Origin of the sequence: Bacillus sp. FSL L8-0199 (genome assembly GCF_038005705.1) — a bacterium.
GTDB classification, from domain to species: Bacteria; Bacillota; Bacilli; order Bacillales; family Bacillaceae_G; genus Bacillus_A; species Bacillus_A cereus.
In genome coordinates this window covers 215,982-234,057 of sequence record NZ_JBBOTS010000004.1, presented here as the reverse complement: position 1 = coordinate 234,057, position 18,076 = coordinate 215,982, and the positions used below count along the sequence as shown (strand labels likewise).

The window sequence follows — 18,076 nt, the reverse complement described above, 5'->3', positions numbered from 1 at the left end:
CACACGGCGTTCCATCGGTTCAGATTGATAATCCCTAACAAATTCAGTTAGTATCATCCTTATACTTAACCTCGCGATTAAGATAAGGTGGACAATGGAGTATATTTCAAATATGTATCAGCTCACGGTATTTCGTTAGTTTCGGTAGTTCGTATAAGATACTGTCTTCTAAGTCTTTTTGATGTATAAGCTTATGGCATCTTATGCACATGGTGGCAAGATTGCTGAGTTTGTTGATTTTCTCTAAAGGTAGTCGATTATTAACGTGATGACAATGTATGTTAGTTGGGATCAACCCTGTCTTACATATGCGGCACTTTCCTTTGTCACGATTATATGCATAATCGCGATTAAGTATATATTCAAAGTTATAGAGCCGTTTGTTCCTAGTTTGTCTAAGCATTTGATACAAGACTATTTGGTTGATTTGATCGTTTGAATAAATGGTTGGTCTCATTTTCTTATCGCCCTTACCATGCCTTCTCGAATAAATCGCCCTTCCTATCTGTGTATAGGGAGTCGTATCGTAATTGTATAGGAGTGCTTTAGTACTAGGCGTAAAACTCATTTTGGTTAGTCCTATCTTAACTCCATCAACTTCAACGAAGGGAACTTTGGTTTTGTGCCCTTTATGTCTATCTTTACGGTTATCGAGGTTTTCAGCTGGGGTGAGCATTTTTTCAAATACCCCTCCACCATGTTTTCGTTTAATAGACTTGTAAAATGTATATCTTATTTTATCATCGCATCTAACAAAAATTCTGGCAGAATTTCCGATACGAAAATAGTTACTAATACCGATAATTTTGGTGTTTATAAGTTCTATTTTGGCGGCAACATCATAACAAGTGGTGGTTTTTCGAATATTGTAGACGTCTCGAAGAACTTCTCTCATTTTAGATGTTAATTTCTTTTTATTTGGGATAGCTTTACCTGCAATACGGTCTTTTAGTCTCATCTTCTCGGCTTTAATATCAAAACCGAGAAATCGAGCGGGCTTTTCCCTTAAATCGGTGATGAATGTTTTTTCTTTGGATAATTCTAATTTGAGTATGTGTTTGTAATATTTATCAATTTTGGTCAATAGAATTCTTGCTTGTACTGTATCCTCACATAAAATTATCCAGTCATCTGCATATCTAATAAGAAAACATTTCTTATGTCTTCTCCCTACTTTAGTAAGGCCCGAACGGAAAGCATGCTTGACGGTATAGCGGGCACGATGTTCCTCAAACTCTTTAGCTACCATCCAGTCAAAGTTGTTTAGGTATATGTTCGCTAATAGAGGCGATATAATCCCACCTTGAGGAGTTCCTATTTCTGTAGGAAGAATAACTTTATCCTCAAGCACACCTGCTCGCAACATTTTCTTAATGATAATTAGGAATCTTTTATCCTTGATGCCCATATTCCACATCATCTCGACGAGTTTATTATGATTGATATGGTCAAAGAAACTTTTGATATCCCCTTCAATAGCTATGTAAGTCTTTGATCTAGAGATGGTATTCAAGACCCTACCTATAGCATAATGACATGAGCGATAGGGACGAAAACCATAACTGTGATTGAAGAATTTTGCTTCTGCTATGGGTTCTAAAACAATCCTTGCTATTTCTTGGATTATCCTATCTATCATAGTTGGGATACCTAGAGGTCGTTTCTTTCCATTACCCTTGTTTATATATTCACGCCGAACAGGATTAGGTTTGTAATTATCTATATGTTGCCTGATAAGTTTAATAAGCTGTTTGGCTTCCATTTGCAGGTAATAGTTTACATCCTTTTTATCAATTCCGACTGTCATACTACCACGGTTACTTTTAATGTTATGAATTGCCGTTTTAATAGTTTGCTTATTTTTCATGAGCTCTATGATGCCATGAAAACAAGAATTTTCTTCTTTAGCCTTTTGATATATTAGGTCTAGTTTATTTTTGAGCTGAGTTTCATTTTCTATCAAATGTCCTTTAATCCTCATTACATCTCCCCGTTGTTTAAGTGATTGTAACGATGTGCTGTTTAATTCCCACTCTTGAAAGAGGTTCATTTAGACATTTGAAATACCCATTGTATTGTTCTGAATCGACTGGTCGCCTTCGCTCCACGGGCATTACCCCGTTTCTTCACTACTACGCGACCGCTGCCACTTACATTGCTTCAAGCAGGATCACACTCCCTATAGCAATGCAAGCTTCCCAAGTCCCATTAGTTCTATCCCTTGTTTTACAGTCCCTTAGGTGCCCACTTTACGCCGACGGTACTCACCAGTCTTGATTAGCTCAAACATACTGGTTCAACTCAATTAGCAACTACGAGACTAACTGAGCGCAAGGATTGGAATTACAAGCCTATCCTCGTTCCCGTTATTCCTTCCGTTTTCTCACATTAAGAAGGGATTCCCTCACGGCGCTTCTGACATGGATTTCTTTCGTCACCATAGGATTGTTTTTAAAGACCACCGCACCATATAGGCATTAGTGAGATATGCCATCAGGTTACGACCTTACCTAACTTCAGACCCTAACTCGTGTGGAAGTTAGCGCATGTAGGGGTATTATGGCTAGGATTAGTGAGCTATTATCCTAGAATGGGGTTTACACCCATAAAATTCGAACAAATAGTTAGGCTGTGTAAAAATTAGCCTCTCCATTTCACGCTACTGCGTTTATAGGAGAACTTGGCGTACCATAATCCGGGAACTCATCCACAATAATGTGATGATAAGGCGAGACGTTTGGTTCCCTACGGAATACCGCATTCTGCATACTCAGTAATACAAATTTTCCTAATACGTTTGAAAGGTCTGCTAATTCCCCTTTCGCAGTATTAACAAGTAGAATGCCACCCTGCTCTAAATGGACATCGAAATCAAAATCAGATTTTCCAAATAAAACACGTCGTATTAAAACGTTTGAAGCTAAATCTTTTAAGATGTTGCGTAAACCTTTTACATATTCTTCTTCTCTGTCATAATGCATCGGTTGTCCGCGGTATTTTCCAGATTTATAAACTGCTGGTTCACCTTGAAAATCCAACTTTTCACGAATGGTATTATCAAACCATTCGTCAATCCCTTTTATAATTTTATATTCATTTTTTTGGTCACGTGAAGCAGCTCCACTTTGAACAAAATCATATAATTTTTCGACCTGTACCTTTAATAGTTTATGCATACGGTGAACACGTTCTACATCGTCATACATCTCAATCAAATCGTCGAAGGTAACATCTTTTTGTGGGTTATGAAGCTTTAATAAATAGATATGTTGTTTAAGATGGTTACGCTGCGCTTGTTCAAAGAATGCATTGTTAGATTCAGACAAACCTTGAATAACCATAGCGAAAACTTCTGCTACTTTATCAACCGGTCCACGCAGAATGTTTATATTTTTGGTATCAGGATTGGTTGGATCAATGTAGTAAACAGAGCTTGCTGGGATCTTATGTGCTTGTACCAATTTAAATACTTTTTGACATAAATCATTACTCGGTTCAATAACAGTCACACCATTTAAAAATGTTCCTTTTACTTCTTCTGTATCATAATCATTCTTTTTATACGCTGTTTCAAACTTATTTATAAAACGTACCATCCAGTGTAGATCTTGATTAATCATGGGAATAATTAAACTTGATGTTTTACCAGAACCGATTGGACCAATAATGATTCCATTTAGCGTTCTATCTTTCCCCTTAATACGAACCATCTCTTTATGCTCAATATGCGGTCCAATTTCTACGTCAGGGTATATTTGTTCCTCTTGGCTATTAAACCATTTTTGTAACTTGTGATTTTTATATTCGTATTTTTGTACCCACTTTAATATTTCTTCTCGGTAACGTACAATATGGCCACTATACCAAAGTGTAAACAAAATCATAAATACTGTAGGTAAAAATACAAAGATCATAGTGAGTGTGTGAAAATTCCCTGTTAAAACATGACCTATGGCCTCATACTCCCCAAAATTAACATGCTTTGATTTATCCGTAAGATACGGAATAACCTTTGCATGGATCGGAGCAGTTGCAAACCATAAAAATTGAATATCAACTGCAATATGAGAAGTGATCAAAATTATTAATTTCCCATTTTTCACATGCAAAGCAGGAATACGGCTGTAAAACCTAAAGCTGAATTCTCCTAATAGCAAAGAGAAGAACATTAAAATAAGCGGTACATATGTAATTTCTATAGGATAAGACGGTGGTTCAAATGCATAGTAGAGTAACTTGATGTAGTTTACTAAACCGAATCCAAATGAAAGAATAAATCCACTAATTAAGCCAATTGTAGTAAATAACGGTATTCGTTGTTTAAATGTCTCCATATAGACTCACCTACCTCTTACAGACATAATTGAGCTTTATGTTTAAACTTGAATCGATTATTGAATTCTGGTTGAAATAGTTCCTTTGATTTTTTTAAAAAGAATTTTGCTGCATCTTCAGTTTGTTTTAAATATAAATCAATACTATCTCTTGCACAGAGCTGGTTATATTCTTCCTGAGAAAGTACCGCAATATTTACTTCTATTTTTTTATTTGTTGCTGTTTCAATGATTACATCATACCAGTAGTAATTCGGTTTTCCTGGGATTTTGATATCTTGTAGAGAAACACTAAACGTTGCCCCCTCTTCTGTCATATGGTTGAGGACTAGTTCAGGATTTTTAAAAGCTTCTCTAGCAGAGAACACTCCCCCAGTAGTAGTAGTTGCATATTGTAAATCCATTTTGATTTTCCACCTTTCTCCATATAAAAAAAGGCAAGCGACACCCACTGTAAAAACAGCGTGTGTCGCTTGCCTTAATTTCATATGTTCTGATTTGATTGTAGTTTTTTGTGTTTAGTTCAAACGTAATTCTATCACCTTAAATAATAAAAATCAATAAAATTGTATAAAAGTATATAAAAAATATACGATTAATATAATTCAACAAGCTTGCGTCTTTTCGGGTGTATGTTATTTGCAGTACGTGCCATGATTTGTTCATCCGAGTCGATAGTAACACTTTCATTTTGGAGCGATAGAAGTAGTACATTGTCATAGGTGTCCATTAAAAGTATATCTCTAGCCTTTTTGCGCTTTGGATAGATCACAACAAGTGGCACCCCCTCATCACCTTCTCTTCTTGAAAACACAACATCGTCTAATCTAGCAATCATTCGGTAATCATTTTCATTGCCAAAAATAAAGAAGAAATCTTGCATAGCATCTTTATCTCTCCTATACGTTCGTCTAAGACCACCATCTATTGTTTCCTTAAATGTTTGAACTTTTTCAACAAATGCGTAGCGCCAATCAGCATCTCCTACTGTACGTTGAGATAAAGGCAAAAGAATATCTTGTTCAAAGTTTTGATTATCATCTATTCCTAGAATGATATCTGAAATAACATCTCCAGCTTCTTTCAAAGAGCAGATGTATATATTTAGATTTGGTAGATTCATTAAAAGTTCATGATACTCACGCATAGAAAATAAGAGATTTTTCATGCGTCCGTATGGTGGTTCTGCATCTTCCGCAAGGAACATCGATTTATCATACATAACAAAAACAACAGTTATATTTTTAGTGTTTTTTTGTGCATATTCAATATACTTCCCCACCTTTTCAACTAAGGTAGTATTGGTTTCTTTGCACATATCCATTTCAATATAAATATTTTTGTCTTGATATGAAATATGTTCATCGGGAATTAAGAGTAAACCTGCATCTTCAATTTCTGTTTTCTTTTGTTTTTGATGATATGAGCGAATATCTAGCTCGCATAATATCTTATTCGTATTGGTCTTCTTTGACACTTCTAAAAGTGTGCGTACTAATATTTCTCGTGAGCAGAGTGTATGTAGTGAGATTGAAGAAGAATATCTACGTTTTGATGATCCTACAGGAATCCTTCCTAGTTCTTGAAGGTAATCAACCATTCTATCTTTTAAGGAGAATGTCGCACGTCTGGTTATACTATCATCTCTTTTATCAATTTTTTTAGTTAGGATAGCACCATATTTTGAAAAACGATTTAGTTTTGTAAACACACTATCCTCAGAAAAATCCCTGCCTTCGAATGCACTATAAAGCTGAGTAATTTGTCGTGTAGTAAGATGTCTTTTGTAATATAAAAATGTAAATACAAATATATCAGCCTCTTTTAAACGAAAAGATTTCTGTGTGCCTTTACTTGTATATTTATACGTTTTACTTTTCATTATATGCAACTCCATAATTCGAATTTATTTTCAATAAATAACAACTATTTCTATATATCTTATTACAGCAAAATTTTGTTGTAAATTATTAAAATTTTAAACTGAATATGCGCTAATCTAGATACTAAAACTCGTACGCTGAAGTTTGGATTACTTCTCTACCTTCAAATTCGCTAAAAACATTGATTTAAATAGTCTTTTGGTTCTTTTAAAATTGTTCGGACGGAAGACATGTTTTAACCGAACAATTTTTTTAAGGATAAAGTATACGTATATAATTGTTAGGACGGCCTAACAATTTATTTAAACTATCATATTATGCAAAGCCGTGTTACACATACAGAAAATATAATAGATTACTTACTTGTGCATTGTAGATTTTTTTATAATCGGTGGTGATTTCAATAAAAAAAGCAGGTCATTTAGACCTGCTTTTTTTAACGTTTTTTAAATGGATTTGAAGTTTTAAGAGTGCTAATAATATTCTCTTCTTCTTGCTGATTTTGTGTTGTAGTAGCATCACTAGTCTGACGTTTAAAAGCAGAGTTTTTACCACCACTGAATCTTGATGCCCCGCCAAATCCTTGGTTTTTATTATAAGGATTGAATGTGTTTTTTTGAACACGATTTGTTGCAAAAGAAATATCTACTTTTTCTTCGTCCTGTTTACGTTGAGCTTCTGCTCTTAATTGCTCTTGTTTTTCAGCCAACTCTTTTCCTTCTCGCGCAAGAGATATATAGCGTTTAGGCATTGTCATACCAGCAAATATAGTGTAGCAAACCGCATATTCATTATCCCAAATTGGATCACCAAATTTACCAGCGATTTCATCTAATCGTTTATACTCTCCTAAGGTATTACGAATTCTATTTTCCGTATTAACATCTTTGAAGAAGTCTGCGTTAGAAGGTCTTAAAACGAAACCACCATACATTGTTGCTGTTTCAAATTGATGTTCCGCTGAGAAGAATCCCTCATCTAAGCTTCGCTTAATACTATTTTCAAGTGAATGTAAATCGAATTTAGCAATTCTCGCTTTTCCAATTGTTAAGAAACGTCCTGGAATACTTAATAGTTTTATTAAATCCGATGGGTCATATGTAACGTTATCAGAACCATAGTTCTCTGGGATTATGTTTATTTCATGTAAAGTACTCACTACATTATCGTTCGCAACTTCTTTCCAGTTTACATATCTGTTTTTCAGATCTTTCGTGCCTTTTTGTGACTCAATTATACGTTGCATTTGCGTATTATCATTAACAATTACATTTGCTAAAGGCTTTATATCAGAATTTCCAAATAATCTGTCTTGCTCTCTCATAAATTCATCAATTTCACTTAGTAATACAAGTGCATTGTTAATTTCATCAGGATCACCGGATGGTAAAGAAATAAGCATAGATACTGGACAAGGGAAAAACTGTTCACGAATTAATTGTAAAACAAGTGAACCCCAACCTGTTCCAACGCCACCACCAGCTCCAAGACAAATTAAGAATTGGTCTACAATTACTTCTCCCTCTTCATTTGTAAACTTTCGACCGAGCTCTTGGGCTAATTTATCAAGGTATCCATTAGCATTAGGATTAGTTTCAGGGTCAAATAAGTCAGTAACTACAGAAGGTGTACGTGCAGCCCCCTTTAAACCGTCAAAATGAATACGATCTTCTTTAATAATATTTTGTAAATGCATCATATCTGACTCTGCAAAGTTAACAGCTAATGTCGGATAGCAAGTAGTTCCATTCGAAAACTTGTAACCTGCGAATAAATCAGCCTCTTTATTACCTTTTTGACCAGCACCAATAACTCCCCATCGTATACTAATATCATTTACACTATGGTTAGTTGAATGGATATGTTCTAGTTCATTACTGTTTAATAACATATAAAATTCCTCCCCTATACTTATAAATTACGCATTTCCATTGCTTTTTGTTTAAAACACTCTACTATTTCTACACCTAAATCCGATAAGGTATAAATCTTAGATCTTCCTACCCTAGTTTCATCAATATATCCTGCACAATAAAAACTATTTACGGTTGCAAAAACAGTCGGTTTACTTAGCTGTATCATTTCTGCCACAGCCGTTTTATTCAGCATTTGCGCTTCACCATTTTCATTGATAAATGCCATTAATACTTGATAGGCACAATCATCATTACCAATTCTTTCTGCAATTTCTGCAATGTTTAACGTATAAAAGTGATCCCTATTCATTGTTTAACTCCCATCTATTTAATTAATTCTTGAGAGTGGAAAAATTCACCTAACCTATTTATATCACACTGGGAATGGTATGTAAACTGAAAGTTAAACTTAAATTTAAACTGTTATTTAAACCTTGAACCACACTAGATATACATATATCTTTCTATAACCTCCATAAATTTAAACCTAAAATTAAACTTAAATTTAAACCGTTATTTATTTTTGTTAAAATTCTTCTATATTTATATAAACTTAATGTCTAAATTTAATAATTGTATAGATTCATAGGTATTAAAAATAACATCTTTAAAATTATTAAAATAAAAAAGTAGCAAGTCCATTTTTAGACTTGCTACTTAAATAAACCAAACTTAGAATCTAGTTCAAAGTTTACTTTCCAAATATTTTTTGTAAGAATGATTTTTTTGATTCTGTCTCAATTCGTTCTTGACGTTCTTTTCTTTTTTCTTGAATTAAAGTATCTATAAGATCCTGATTTCTACGTGCCACGATTTGCTCAAGTTCTTGTTTCTCGGTCTTCAGCTCATGCATTTGTTTTACCATTTCCACTTGTAGTTTGATACTTTGATCCAACTTTTCAGTCAAATCTTGAATTAATTCTGTTTGATATTCTACTTTTTTCTCTAGGTTTGTTTTAACCTGGTGTTCTTCTAATGCTACTGGTAGCTCGTCACCATTTAACCAAGAGCGAACTTTCTTATAGCTCCAATTTTGTTCTTGGATCTTCTTCTTAATAGATATAAACTTATTAATGTCATCTTCCGTGTAGCGACGATGCCCACCATTAGTTCTATTTATTTGTAGATTAAACTCTTCCTCGTAAACTCTTAATAAGTCATTCGAAAGCCCAGTAAGTTCAGATACTTCTTTCATTTTATACTCATTTTGTTCTTCGTTTGTTTTATTCTCACTCATAGAAACAACACCTCCTTACAACCAAAAAACTTAGAAAATCTCTTCCATGTTATATTCTACATAGAATGGGCATTATCTTCCTATAGATTACTCTACCATAGAAAAACTAGAAAATCTTAATATAATTTCACTAAAAATCTAGTATTTTTATGTCTATAGATTACATTGTTTATCTATAGTATTCTACATTCTAATATTCATTCTACTTTTATATATCTTCTATATGGTTATTTAGCAAAACTTAGATAAGATTAAATGAAGAAAAACATTGATGTATCAAGGTTTTTTGGAAAGTTAGAATGAACTTATGCCAATTTATGTTCCAACTTACTAAAATGAACTTACCGGTTATTTCTTCAAGTTTTTCTTCTAAAATTGTACTCTCGTCCACTAAAAATAATTTTCCTTGAGTATTATAAATTTGTGGAAAACGAATAGAAAAATATATCTATACATTTAAATTAATTAAAACATAGTACAAAATTTAGCTATTAATAGAAAATATATAGAGTTATTTTTTTGTATATATAGTGATTCATAGGCGGCAACAATAAATACGAACTGTATAATAAGAACCAAGTGACCTAAACAATATGCTATTAAGCTACAAACAACTCTTGTATTTGCACTTAAATGAATACCTAGTTTCTTACTAAGTTTTTAAGTCTACATAAATATTTTTATTTAAAATTAGAATGCACATATCGTTATAAAAGCCTTTTAAATAAAGGGTTTTATTAAAGTTCGAATTAACTTATTCTAGATTTAAATCTAACTTGTTTTAATTCGTGTTTATATCTCATTTTAACTTTTATTCCAGTAATGTTTTTTGTTTTGATTTAAAAATCATATTCATCGTGCAAAAAAAGAGAAAATCAGTTTAATACGGTATATATTTATGGATTCTTGAATTTATAAAATTAGAATTGATATGTTCTAGCATTGTTTCTATGTTTTTTTTTTTTTGATCGTTTTGTTATATCATTTCTATGTTTTTTTCTTTGTTTGATATGCTAATTTATGTTAAATTAGAATTGTAAGTATTGGTCATAATCATTGTTATAAAAGGTTTTTTATTAATATTAGAATACACTTTATCTAGTTTTAAAACCGTTTTATAATAATCTTTATGTTCTACATATGGTTCGATATATTGAAAGGTTTGTCTATAAATGAGATTAAAAAACTAGAAAACTTTTTTTTTCGAAAATAGAACTATAGAATAACTGTATTAAACTTTAAATTGTTATATAAAAAAAAGACGATTTTATAAAAAATCGTCTTGCAAGTACCAAAAAATGCATATATGATTACATTAAAATGCGCCAAATCTTAGCTATAGTTATAGTTTTGCCGCAATTGACTAAAAATAAACATAAAAAAGCAAAAAAAAAGATCTTTCAGCTTGATGAAATAGCGCCAACTATTTCATCGAGGTTAATCTCTAGGAACCCACGAAACTCTTATTGATTGAAAGTTAAACTTACAATGTTACCTAGATTAAACTTTAGCTTCAAAACCTTTTTTGATTTGTATAAATTTATAAGATAATTTTACTTGATCTTATAAATTTGTGCAACTGAAAAAGGCGATTTTCTTGCGTATTTTGAGCATTGTTTATCTAGAAATATACAAAAATCATCTAGATTTGAGAAGATTTTTGTATATGTGATATTACAGTGTCTTTTTTTGTGCTCTTTTCGGAAGGAGTCATTTTAAACAATGAGTACACATTTGAATTTTTCTCAGCAGAATTTTAAAGTCCATGGAGTTAAGTTTTTTGATGGACTTTTTAATATTATAAAACTCGAAAATGAACGCAAAGAATTACCATCCTCAGCATTAGCGACTTATATCATGCTTCACTTTGAATGCAATGATATAGGAATGCTACCACGTGAATTTCAAATAATGGATCTTGCTAAAAAAAGTGGGATTCCCTACACAACAATTTATACAGAATTTCAAGTTTGCTTGGAGCGTAAGCTCGTAAGAGAAGTACCTGTTGGAAATCGTACTGTTTATGAAATTGTAGATTATGCATTGTACAACCACACTGCTGCAGAAACTACAGATATGATAAATATATCGTTATCGTATTTCCGTATTCCATTTTATTTAATTCAAACAACTATACTAAGTAGCCTTGTAAAGGCTCGAGATAATAGAGGAATTATGTTTCTTTTAGAATTAATCAACACATTTTCGAGAAAAATTGGTATGGAACATTATAAGCACAAGATTGAAGATTTCGAGATTACGAGAAAAATGGCTTTTCTAAAGGAAAAGTTGAATCGTAATGCAAAGAAAGTGCGACAATACATAGAGATTGTAAAGCCTATTATTAAATTTAATGCAGTAGATCCTAAAGATAAGAAACCAAGTGAGTCTCGTATTACACGTGTTAGAAGGCAGGTACAACAAGTTATTATTGAAAAGTTTAATGTCATTTTTTCTTCGAATTGTGTTATTGAAAATGATAAAAAAGAATTACATAGACCTATAGCGAAGTGTAGAAAAGAAGCAGTATCTCGTTTGAAACATATGGGACAAGCGTTAAGAAAAAAAGATAAAGAAAATATAATGACTGCATTTAGACAAGAAATTATTGATATCGCAATCTATTTACCAACAAAACAAAAACAAAATGAATTATTAATATATGCAATGACTTATGCATTAGATCAAGTTGAAAGTTGTACAAAAGATCAAGAAATATTCTCTATCCCAGCATTTATGCGAGTTCAGTTTAGAGAAGCCTGGACACATTTTGCTGAGAAAAGTTTGTCAGAAGAAGAAAGTATCGAGACAAGGACAAATTACCATAGGAAACAGGGGGTTTATCCAGACTTCATGTAATATTTTAAAAAAATATATAGAAACAGCCCTTCTTAAAAAATCACTAAAAAGCAAGGGTTATTTGGCATGTTCTTTACTTTGAAGACATGCTTTTTTGTTTAGGAACACGTAGCTACGAGCATTTTTACACAAGTATATAAGTTGCTTATGCTATGTTTGAGTACGATTCAGTTTGTTTATAATACGATTCATTACTTGTGAGTATCTTAGTAATATTATTTTAGACTTGTGAATTCTGAGTAATATGGTATTTAACTTCTTATTTTGTGATTTATATGATATAAAGCTTGTTTGTATTGGGGATATTACGATAGGGAATTTATCTTAATAGCAAGGAACGTATGTAATACAAGGATTTAGAGGTATTTTTGAATCTCTTTATAATTAATAATTGTGTTTAGTTATATATATATCTTGTTAATCTTATATAAAATACTTGTGATTATTTATATTTAATTTATTGAATTTTTTTAGATTAAATACATAGCAAAAATAGAGAAAAAGGAGTAAATATATGTTCACACGGATTCGATAAAAGTATTGACTTTTAAAATTCATAGAGGTATTCTTGTATGTGAACAACAATTAACTAAGAGAAATATATAAATTAATAGATTTAATTTTTAGCTAAACGGACACACCGAAGGCACATAACCTGCCATCGGTGTGTCTTTTTTTGTTTAAAAACCATAATCTTTATAAGGAGACGAGAAAAAATGAATGAAATTATTAACGAAAGCAAAGAAAGATTTGAAAAGTATTGTAAAGACAATACAGATTTTGAAACAAAAATAGAATCTCTTATTAATTACTATTTTTTATTAATTGCTGATCGAGCAAATATTTTACAAGATAGAGAATTTGGTAATGAAATTGAAGAAAAGAAATTTAAAAACGATCTTAAAAAATTTGAAACTTTATTCCCAGCTGCAAGTAAAAATGCATTTCTTAAGGGATACCAACTAGGATTAGAGTTCTTAAGACATCCAGAAACAGTAATACCAGATGAGCTATTTATTAATCCTAATTTTGTACAAGATATTCCTTTTGCAATTGTAAATGCTGCAGAGTTTAATATTTATGAATTAATTAGAACAGATGAAACCCAGGAATTTAGCGTATTTGCTGTTCGTACTTATGAAGGAATAAAGCCACTTATGGAACAAATATTTAGTGAAATAGCATTATATGGTGCAGAAATGGCAATTGACCATGAAAGAAAAGAAAAGGGGCTGCAAATAGAAGAAGGGAAAAGAACAACTCTTACAAATGTACCTCTTGATCGTTTATTTACTATTACTCCATCTATTACTGCAAATGTTGTACATGCAGAAAAACAATGTGAAATTTGGAATTTAAATTGGAATACGAAACTAACTCTAGATAATCCATTTGTTGAATTAGCGCAAGTTACCATTGTATATAAAGAAAGAACGAATATACAAAAGAATCTTCAAGAAGGATTCCTATATGAACAAATTTTATTTGGTAACATGCCGTTAGAAGAAATACAAGATCACTTTGAGGTTCGAGTGAAATACAGTCTTCTTGATAATGCCCCACGTAATTTAGAAGATTTTGAAATACAAGCACTTCTTACGGAACTACTAAAAAAATTACAAGCTGAAACACAGGTGCCATTTGAAAATATGGTATTACTTTAAAAGTATTTTTCTATAAAGAGGGGATTTTATGACGAAAAAAATCGTTTTGGCTATTAGTGATACTGTATATACGGCATATTTACGTGAGGATTTTATTGGTGCGGGATTTGAAGTAGCTGATAGTGATGTGATGCACATCAAGTATCTAGATGAAATTCTAGATACGGAACAGCCTAATATTCTATGTATTAATGACAAACGATTAAATATTGATGCGGGACATGAAGAGAAACGTGAATTGATTATCTTACAGAAATTAAGAGATATTCGCTTTAATCGCGATATTCGTATTGTGGTATTTACAGAGCGTGAAAATGATGATGAGTTTTTGGCGAAACTGATTTATCTAGGTATCTATGACATTTTTAACTCTCGTAAAATTGATATTGATAATAAAGTCATCCCGCAGCTGCTACAGGAATCGGATATTAAAAATGTGGCGGAAATTGTAGGAGCAAGTCAGGCACCGCAACAAACAAAGTTGCCCGAGGTTCCTCTTGATGAGGAAGAAGAGGAAGCATCAAGTGAATTAGGGGAAGGCGGCAACTGTGAACCTGCCTCTAATTCCAACAAACTATTTAAAAACAAACAAAAGCGTAAGTCTGTCTCAGAGAAGATGCCAAAAGCACCTGTTATTAAAAAACAGTATAAATTGGCTTTTGAGCCGGTATATGAAAAACAAATCGGTATTGCTATTCCAAGAAGAACAATTGTTGTGGCCAGCATGAACAGGAGAAGTGGTGCTACTTTTGTTTCACATCTTTTAGCAGCTTACTTAAATGAACTACAGATTGATGTGAATTATATAGAGAATCTATATGATGATGGCTATACGTATCCGTTATTAAAGGGATATACAGAAGCACCAGAAAACTATCGTAGTGAATTTATGTTGCAGCGGTATAAAGAGATGTTACAGAAGGAATCTGATATATTATCAATTCCAAAATGGAAGCAAGGAAGAATAAATTATATCGTAAAGAATCCTATAGTGGACCAAGAGCTGAAAAATGAAACAGAGCAGGACTTTGACCATTTTATTAAGGTTTTATTGGCCAACCAAGAAGCACCTATATCTATTATTGATGCAGGGAGCGATTGGGATAAGAATTTATACCATGAGATCTGTGAAATGGCAGATTACATATTCTTTGTAGCGGAACCAGATCTGCATCAATTGCTAAAGATAGCGCATCCTCTTACACCAAAAGAGAGAAAGCTCGTTTCTTACTTAGATTTAGAGAAAACGAGAATCATTGGGAATAAGTTTTCTTCTGCACTTTTAAAGCATGAAGTAATAGAAGAATGTTTTGGAGATAAGGTAATAACTGCTTTACCACCATATGAGATAGAAGATGTATTTGAATCTCAATTAAATAGTAGTACGTTACTATCTAGTCGGAACTATTATAAAGAGTTAGAAGGAATAATGAAGGAAATAGCAGAGTTATTGCTACCAAACCAATTGTTGAACCAAAAGAAAAGTTCCATTTTAAGTGGATTTCGATTTCGAAAGTCTGAAAGTTAAGGGAGTGTGAAGAGGAATGCAAAAGTTTATTATTGCAGCAAGTATGTTGCTGTTATTTGTAGGTTGTCTATTCTTTGTAACTGATATGGTGATTGGAGATACAACACATACTGATAATAAATCGTCTTTAGAAAGGGGAGGCGAGATAGCTGTGGCTAAGTCTGTAAAAGTAGGTACTCTGCGTGCAGAAGAAGAAATAGCTATTGATTCAGAAAAAGCGAAAAAAGAGTTTGAAAAAGCTTATAACGGTAATGCGGATTTTAAAGATCCTGCTTCAAAACGTAACTTTACTGTCCATGATGTACAGGAGAAACCAGCAATGATTGCTGTCGAAGGTGATGCAGAAGCTGCTAGCTATTTTAAGCAATTTGATGAGAAAAAAGAAACAATAAAGAGTAAAGCAAGAAGTATTATTATCTATGATGCAAATGCAAAAGAAAAACAATTAGGTGGAAACGTAAAATAAAGAAAAAGAGTAGGTGCATTAAGAATGCAAAATACAGTAACTACAGCTCTATTCCTTACACTTTCTTTATTATTAATCAGCCTTTTACCCGAAGGTGTTTTGTATGGAATACAGTTAGTGAAAGCACATAACTTTGCTTCTGATATGGTTGAAATCGCAGAGAATAAGGGTGGATTTCAATATGATTACAATGGAAAAAGGGTGGATTTAGTCCCCGGGATAGAGAAAAGAATGAAAGAAGAAAAGATGGATGGCTGGAAGTATGAGTATACAAAGGGACGCATTGATCATAGTCAACCTCTTTCTTTTAAGGTGAAAGCAGAACACCATTTCTTCATATTTAAGCTGATTGGGGTAGATGGCATAAAGGCTCCGATATGGGCGAGTAAAGATGGATTGGGACAAGTGTATTTTAAGTGATAAAAATTCTAAGATTTTCACTATAAAAAACTATGCTGAAAAGTATGGTTTTTTTGCTAGAAAAATATATTTATAAATAAATATATAAAAATACTTTACAAGCCCATTTCTATATGGTAATATTTTCCATATAGAACAGCGGTTATAAAAAACGCTAATTAATAAATTAATATGTTAAAGTATCTGGATTTTATGTTTAAATTCGGTACAATAAAAGAATCTATGAAAAAACTAATATATTTGGAGGAACAAACAATGGCAAACAAATTTTTAAAAACAGCAACAGCACTAACAATTATGGGTACATCTTTATTAGGAGCAGGAGCATTTACTGCTAAGGCTGATAACACAGATTCACTAAAATTCAGTGATGTTCCAGCAAATCACTGGTCAACAAAAGCAATTTATGATTTAACAAATCGTAAAGTAGTACAAGGTTACGGAAATAAAATCTTTGGTTTTGGTGACAATGTAACTCGTGGGCAAGTTGCTCGTATGATTTATATGTACGTTAAACCCGCAGATGCAGATGCTAGCTTCAAAAATCCTTTTACTGATATTAAAGGGCATTTGTTTGAAAAAGAAATCTTAGCACTTGCTAAAGCAGGACTTGTTAATGGATTTGGTGATGGGAAATATGGTCCAGATGATATTTTAACTCGTGAACAAATGGCACAAGTACTTACAAATGCTTTCAAATTCAAAGCTACTAAGACAACATCGTTTACTGACATTGATAAAAACTCATGGGCATTAAAAGCAATTAGTGCATTAGAAGAAAATGGCGTTACTATTGGTACAGGAGATAATATGTATTCACCATATACACATGTAACTCGTGAACAATATAGCCAGTTCTTATATAACTCTATTAATGCAGTAGAAAAAGAGACTAAGCCAGAAGTGAAGCCAGATCCAAAACCTGAAACAAAACCAGAAGAAAAGCCAGAAGTGAAGCCAGATCCAAAACCTGAAACAAAACCAGAAGAAAAACCAGAAGTGAAGCCAGATCCAAAACCTGAAACAAAACCAGAAGAAAAACCAGAAGTGAAGCCAGATCCAAAACCAGAAACAAAACCAGAAGAAAAACCAGAAGTGAAGCCAGATCCAAAACCTGAAACGAAACCAGAAGAAAAACCAGAAGTGAAGCCAGATCCAAAACCAGAAACAAAACCAGAAACTAATTTACCAACGAGTTTAGACAAAGTTTTAACTACAGATGATGTAGTTTATAATCCGATTGCTATGGATAATCCAATTTCTCAAAAATCCATTTCTACACAAGCGCAAAACATTATTAAGAGTGTAAATAGTAAATTTGGTACTAACCTTAAATATGCAGATTTAAATGGAACTATTAGAATCCTTGATAAAAATATGTACTTGCCAGCAGGTACAATTGGTGCGCAAGTTTATATTGATGCAAATAATGAAAACGATTTTAAAATTATTTTCTTAGATAATAATGAAGCCACTATTGAGTTAACTAAAAAATGGGTTACCATGTTAAATTCTGATTTAGTTTTAGATAAAGAAATTCAGGAAAGTGTAGATGCTCAATCAATTAATAACTATGAAAAAGGTAAATATAAAATTCGTGTAGGCCATTCTACAGCAGATCACATGATGTATGTAGAAGTAGAGCCTAAATAATCATTTAGTATTTACAGGTCGAGTTGGATATTGTATAATTATATAAGTTTAATATAATAATAAATACGTAAAGGACAAACCTTACGTACCTTACCAAGGTACAGGTTTGTCCTTTT

At 32.3% G+C, this 18,076-nt stretch carries 13 protein-coding genes; 6 read left to right on the top strand and 7 right to left on the bottom strand.

The features are described from left to right. Positions 1-106: 106 nt before the first annotated feature. The 7 genes from ltrA to NST86_RS32865 form a co-directional block, all read right to left on the bottom strand. Positions 107-1,981: a group II intron reverse transcriptase/maturase gene (ltrA, locus tag NST86_RS32895; protein WP_086423309.1), complete on the bottom strand. Its 1,875-nt coding sequence runs from the start codon at positions 1,979-1,981 to the stop codon at positions 107-109. Positions 1,982-2,654: 673 nt separating this feature from the next. Beyond that, positions 2,655-4,334 (bottom strand): conjugal transfer protein TraG, encoded by a 1,680-nt coding sequence (locus NST86_RS32890; RefSeq protein WP_340935405.1) that lies wholly within the window; start codon positions 4,332-4,334, stop codon positions 2,655-2,657. A 17-nt stretch (positions 4,335-4,351) separates the two neighbouring features. Further along, complete coding sequence (locus NST86_RS32885; RefSeq protein WP_179880220.1) at positions 4,352-4,738, bottom strand: hypothetical protein; 387 nt, start codon at positions 4,736-4,738, stop codon at positions 4,352-4,354. Positions 4,739-4,929: 191 nt separating this feature from the next. Continuing rightward, positions 4,930-6,216 (bottom strand): replication-relaxation family protein, encoded by a 1,287-nt coding sequence (locus NST86_RS32880; protein ID WP_340935403.1) that lies wholly within the window; start codon positions 6,214-6,216, stop codon positions 4,930-4,932. Positions 6,217-6,653: 437 nt separating this feature from the next. After that, positions 6,654-8,108: a cell division protein FtsZ gene (locus NST86_RS32875; protein ID WP_325835017.1), complete on the bottom strand. Its 1,455-nt coding sequence runs from the start codon at positions 8,106-8,108 to the stop codon at positions 6,654-6,656. Between the two features lie 20 nt (positions 8,109-8,128). Continuing rightward, entirely contained in the window at positions 8,129-8,443 is a 315-nt protein-coding gene (locus tag NST86_RS32870) for a MarR family winged helix-turn-helix transcriptional regulator (RefSeq protein WP_001078053.1), read from the bottom strand. 381 nt (positions 8,444-8,824) lie between these two features. Next, complete coding sequence (locus NST86_RS32865; protein ID WP_086423534.1) at positions 8,825-9,370, bottom strand: MerR family transcriptional regulator; 546 nt, start codon at positions 9,368-9,370, stop codon at positions 8,825-8,827. Between the two features lie 1,722 nt (positions 9,371-11,092). Here NST86_RS32865 and NST86_RS32860 point away from each other — a divergent pair. The 6 genes from NST86_RS32860 (at position 11,093) to NST86_RS32835 (ending at position 17,960) form a co-directional block, all read left to right on the top strand. After that, a complete protein-coding gene (locus tag NST86_RS32860) occupies positions 11,093-12,229 on the top strand; it encodes a hypothetical protein (RefSeq protein ID WP_340935396.1) in 1,137 nt (378 codons plus the stop codon). Positions 12,230-12,945: 716 nt separating this feature from the next. Further along, on the top strand, positions 12,946-13,893 hold the full coding sequence (locus tag NST86_RS32855) for a hypothetical protein (RefSeq protein ID WP_086423536.1): 948 nt from the start codon (positions 12,946-12,948) through the stop codon (positions 13,891-13,893). 28 nt (positions 13,894-13,921) lie between these two features. Continuing rightward, complete coding sequence (locus tag NST86_RS32850) at positions 13,922-15,421, top strand: hypothetical protein (RefSeq protein ID WP_340935395.1); 1,500 nt, start codon at positions 13,922-13,924, stop codon at positions 15,419-15,421. Positions 15,422-15,437: 16 nt separating this feature from the next. Further along, on the top strand, positions 15,438-15,887 hold the full coding sequence (locus NST86_RS32845) for a DUF5411 family protein (RefSeq protein ID WP_199689522.1): 450 nt from the start codon (positions 15,438-15,440) through the stop codon (positions 15,885-15,887). Between the two features lie 24 nt (positions 15,888-15,911). Beyond that, a complete protein-coding gene (locus NST86_RS32840) occupies positions 15,912-16,307 on the top strand; it encodes a DUF4320 family protein (RefSeq protein WP_044798381.1) in 396 nt (131 codons plus the stop codon). A 192-nt stretch (positions 16,308-16,499) separates the two neighbouring features. Next, the gene (locus tag NST86_RS32835) at positions 16,500-17,960 is read left to right on the top strand and encodes an S-layer homology domain-containing protein (RefSeq protein ID WP_445661338.1); all 1,461 of its coding nucleotides are present in this window, start codon (positions 16,500-16,502) and stop codon (positions 17,958-17,960) included. Positions 17,961-18,076: the final 116 nt, after the last annotated feature.